This window comes from Bariatricus sp. HCP28S3_D3, assembly GCF_052065755.1.
In the GTDB taxonomy this organism is placed as follows: domain Bacteria; phylum Bacillota; class Clostridia; order Lachnospirales; family Lachnospiraceae; genus Allocoprococcus.
In genome coordinates, this window is the sequence record NZ_JBQHTK010000064.1 from 1 (window position 1) to 4,131 (window position 4,131).

At 40.5% G+C, this 4,131-nt stretch carries 3 protein-coding genes; all 3 read right to left on the minus strand.

Going from position 1 to position 4,131, the window contains the following annotated elements; all coding sequences use genetic code 11:
- Window positions 1-93: 93 nt before the first annotated feature.
- The 3 genes from ACTNB3_RS17575 to ACTNB3_RS17585 are packed head-to-tail and all read right to left on the minus strand — an operon-like array spanning window position 94 to window position 3,993.
- Window positions 94-1,116: a tyrosine-type recombinase/integrase gene (locus ACTNB3_RS17575; protein ID WP_441019199.1), complete on the minus strand. Its 1,023-nt coding sequence runs from the start codon at window positions 1,114-1,116 to the stop codon at window positions 94-96.
- A complete protein-coding gene (locus ACTNB3_RS17580) occupies window positions 1,109-2,092 on the minus strand; it encodes a tyrosine-type recombinase/integrase (protein ID WP_441019197.1) in 984 nt (327 codons plus the stop codon). Before ACTNB3_RS17580 ends, ACTNB3_RS17575 begins: the two co-directional genes overlap by 8 nt.
- The gene (locus ACTNB3_RS17585; RefSeq protein ID WP_441019195.1) at window positions 2,089-3,993 is read right to left on the minus strand and encodes a tyrosine-type recombinase/integrase; all 1,905 of its coding nucleotides are present in this window, start codon (window positions 3,991-3,993) and stop codon (window positions 2,089-2,091) included. Before ACTNB3_RS17585 ends, ACTNB3_RS17580 begins: the two co-directional genes overlap by 4 nt.
- Between the last annotated feature and the right edge of the window lie 138 nt (window positions 3,994-4,131).

The following is a 4,131-nucleotide window of genomic DNA, read 5'->3' on the forward strand; positions in this document are numbered from 1 at the left end:
TGCGGCTTATCCTCACGATATTTTTATCCTCATCTTTTCTGGATATAAAGATATTTACTCACTTCTTCACAAAAAAGATGAGGATAACATTATTTATCTTAAACCACAGATACGTGCCATTTCAGCTTCATCATCTGGCCATAATGGCTTCTCATCACTTTCCAGATCACCTGATTCCATCACTTTACGCATCATATCAACTGAAGGGACTGCGTAAATACGTGTTGTTTCACTTGAGGAATGCCCCAGTATACGGGAAACAAGTTCAAGTTCTGTTCCATCCTGATACAGATTGGTTGCCCTGGTCCTGCGGAACATATGGGGATAGCATCGTTCCGGGAAATTCGGATACTTTGAGCGGATCTGAGCTGCATATTTTTTGATGATACGCTCAACATTTCCAACTGACATCCTGTCTTTGTGACCCTTGATCACTGTATAGATCAGCGGAGCATCAGAATCTATCACTTCATGGTAAACTTTTAAATAGTTCTTCAGATGATCAGCGGTCTTATCTGTGATCGCAACGATCCTTTCTTTATCACCTTTTCCATAAATCCGAAGATACGGTATGTCGGCCTCCAGATTTACAGAAGATACATTCATAGACAATAATTCGGAAACCCTGACAGCAGAGTCATAAAGCAATATCAGGATCAGTCTGTCCCTTCGGCCTATCTTAGTATCCGGCGGAGCAGAGAGCAGTGCCTTAAGGGCATCATCAGGGATGACTTCACGTGTCAGCTTTGGTACTTTAAGAAAAGGAACTCTGGAAGCTGTGAGAGCTACTGACTGTAACGATATATCACAATCAGCAGCATACCAGAGATAAGCTCTGATCGCAGCAAGCCTGTTATTACAAGTGGTTTCGCTGTTGCCGTTTTTATGCAGGAACTCAATGTATGATAACAGAAAATCATGTGTACAATCCTCAAAGCCAAAGGTACGTAGTGATAAATTCATAGTATCGGTTATATATCTTCTGAACACGGTCAAAGCATCCCGGTAGGTTTCTATTGTATTCCGGCTTTTCAATGACTGATCAGGCAGGTAATGCTCAAGAAAATCCAGTGTTTTTGAGAAAAACAGTATCTTTTCCACTTTTTTTCTACTCATGGTCAGTCACCTCCGGGATAACGAAACCTGAAGTCTTGTCCCTGTCTCTGATGATCCGGAAAGCTTCGCTGACCTGATGGTAATAATAAAAAGTATCATCCGTACTCTGATGTCCCAGATACCGGCTCAGAAATGGAAGCATCTCCTTAAGTGCGATACCTTCTTCCATCCAGAGATTCATCCTTTTTACTACAAAGCTATGTCTGAGGCAGTGAACGGTAGGAGTTTTGTCACAGCCTTCTGCATATGGTGTTGCATTCCATGCCCTGCGAAATGCTGCGTTTATAGTGACAGAACACAGGCAGTTGCCCGGTTCTCTTGCAGGGAAAACCCATTCTGATACGCATCCATAATGATCATTCAGTATCGTCTTATATTCCTTCATTAACACAGCAAGATCATCTGACATATATATTAGCCTGTCTTTATGACCTTTTGACTGCATGATTTTTAATGTTCCCGCTTCAAGATCTGCATCACTCCACTTCAGTTTTCTCGCTTCTGAAATACGCAGGCCACAACAATAGATCAATCTGAAGATCACTTTATACTCTGTAGACAGACGCAAAAACGAGGGCACTTTTATCTCTGGAGAATAACTGTCGATTTCATGAAAGAATGCTGATATTTCATCATCTGACAAGACATGCACCAGTCTTTTTTCACATTTATAAAAATTCGACGGAATATATGCTTCCTCACCGAGGGAGATCATGAATAACGCAAACTGACGGATGATAGAAGTACGTGCTGAACACGTAGATAATGCTTCTCCTTCACGCAATGTCCCCCATTTTTTGACCAGTTCCCTGCTGAGATATGGCTGTATAACGGATTCTTTTACACAAAAATCATCAAAATGTTTCAGTTTCCATTCTTCAGTTTCATAAGAGAATCCAACAGACCGCTTTTCCTGTAGAAACTGTTTAATATACGGAGCAAAACAGCTTTGATATTCATATCCAAGAATCTTCATTGCAGACCTCCTTCCAGCATCAGTCCGATGTCTGACAATGATAATCCACATTTTCTGCTTCTTTCATCATCCAGAAGAAGGTATTTCATTACGCTTGTCGGATCACGATGACCAAGTGCATCCATTACATCATCGATGCCGGCATGATTTTTCAGCAGATTTGTAGCAAAAGTCCTGCGTGTCACATGAAAACCGCCGCCCTTTACATCATTTCTTTCGGGCAGGATACGGTAAAGTGCTCTGGTACATACTTTACCAGTCAATCTTCCATACGGGGCTTTGGATCTTACAAAAATAAAATCGCTTTCTGCATCAGGTCTGCCGTATTTCAGGTATGAATATATAGCATTTCCCACTTCAACAGGCATTGGAAGAGTGATCTGTGTTTTCGTTTTTTTCATGATGATTGAGATCTGGCATTTCTTCCAGTCGATATCCTGAAAACGGAGTGCCAGGATATCATAGGCCCTCAGTCCTGTTTTCAGGCCAAGCAAAACAATGGCAATGTCGCGAAGTTCTACAGGGGCATTATGGGTCAGCCGGTACTCCTGGATCCTCTGAATCTGTTCATCGGACAAAACATCAATGATCTTATCTACGGGTGCACTTCCTGATATAAGACATTGATCCAGACCATGTCTTTCTGTATATCGATGTTCCTCAAGATAGCGTAGGAAGGCTCTTACGATTACAAAGCGGGTGGCACGGCCTTTAAATGTGGAATGTTCATCCCGGATTGAGAATTCTTTGATTATCTCTGGAGAAATCTGTTTGAAACTGTCATACCCATGATCGATCAAAAACAGACAAAAGCTTGCACAGGAACATCGATAAGATTTAAGTGTACCGCTTTCGCGATATTCACGTTTTTTCTGTTCTAAAAGACCTGCGACGGCTTCCTTACACCATTCAGGGAGTTCATCATATATGGTAGGAATGTATTTATATTTCCCGCCCGGGTGGATATCGCCGCTAAGAAGATATTCATTACAAAAACTCAGAACTCTTCTCCAGTGAAGCCAGGAAGTTCCCAGTGTATTTTTTACCTCAGAGAACCATATCCAAACGATATCCGGATGATAACCAAGATCATGTATATCCAGAAACAGATAAAAAGCTGTTAATGCATGTTTTGCCAGTTTCAAAGTAGTACCGATATATCCATGGGCTTGCAGGCATTCGATAAAAGGCTCAATCTTTCCTTTAAAGTCTGCGGCTGACATAATTACATCTATCGTTTTCTGTAAAGCTGCTTTATTCTCTGAAGAAAACGCATCGATCAATCCGATATGAGGATAAATCTGACTGTTAAAGAGAAGACTGTATGGCTTTGTGCATTTCCCGATCTTTTCATAGAACTGTATCATCCGAGCCGTGTAATTAAGGATCACGTTTCTGGTTTCATCTGATTGATACATTTTGGTGTTTACAAGTATCAGTACCGCTTCGTATGAGATATCTGATATATTGACAACTCCAATTTTATCAAAAATGAGCAACCCTTCGGAACAATAGGTACGTGTTAATTCTAATGTGCGTTTTGTATAACGTTTACAACAGTCTTCAAGATAGAAATCAAGATCATCTTTCCATGAAACTGGAAGTTTATCGTATACTGATTGATTTAGATATAGCCTGCGGTCAGATACTGTTCCTGAAGAATCCATTTCCTCTAACTGGTATACATACCGGATCCATATGACACATCGCTGTGAAGGAAGGCTTTTCTTAATCTCAGCAAACCATTCATCACGCGCTTTGACCGTATACTCGGTACTATTTTGGTCGAGATACGATCCAAGAGATTCATAACAGTCCCTATGCGACTTTCTACTGCTTGAACACACCTTCTTTTCTTTAAGTAGTGACATTACCTTTTCGACGGTATCATCATAATTCATGAAATCACATCCTTTCGATTTTAATGCGATTCCATTATCACATAAAATATGTTATCCTCATCTTTTTTGCGAAGAAGAGAGTAAATATCTTTATATCCAGAAAAGATGAGGATAAAAATATCGTGAGGATAAGCCGCA

Excerpts from the sequence above, each read along its gene's own strand:
- ACTNB3_RS17575 (WP_441019199.1), bottom strand. The coding sequence starts at position 1,116 with ATGAGTAGAAAAAAAGTGGAAAAGATACTGTTTTTCTCAAAAACACTG.
- ACTNB3_RS17580 (WP_441019197.1), bottom strand. The coding sequence starts at position 2,092 with ATGAAGATTCTTGGATATGAATATCAAAGCTGTTTTGCTCCGTATATT.
- ACTNB3_RS17585 (WP_441019195.1), bottom strand. The coding sequence starts at position 3,993 with ATGAATTATGATGATACCGTCGAAAAGGTAATGTCACTACTTAAAGAA.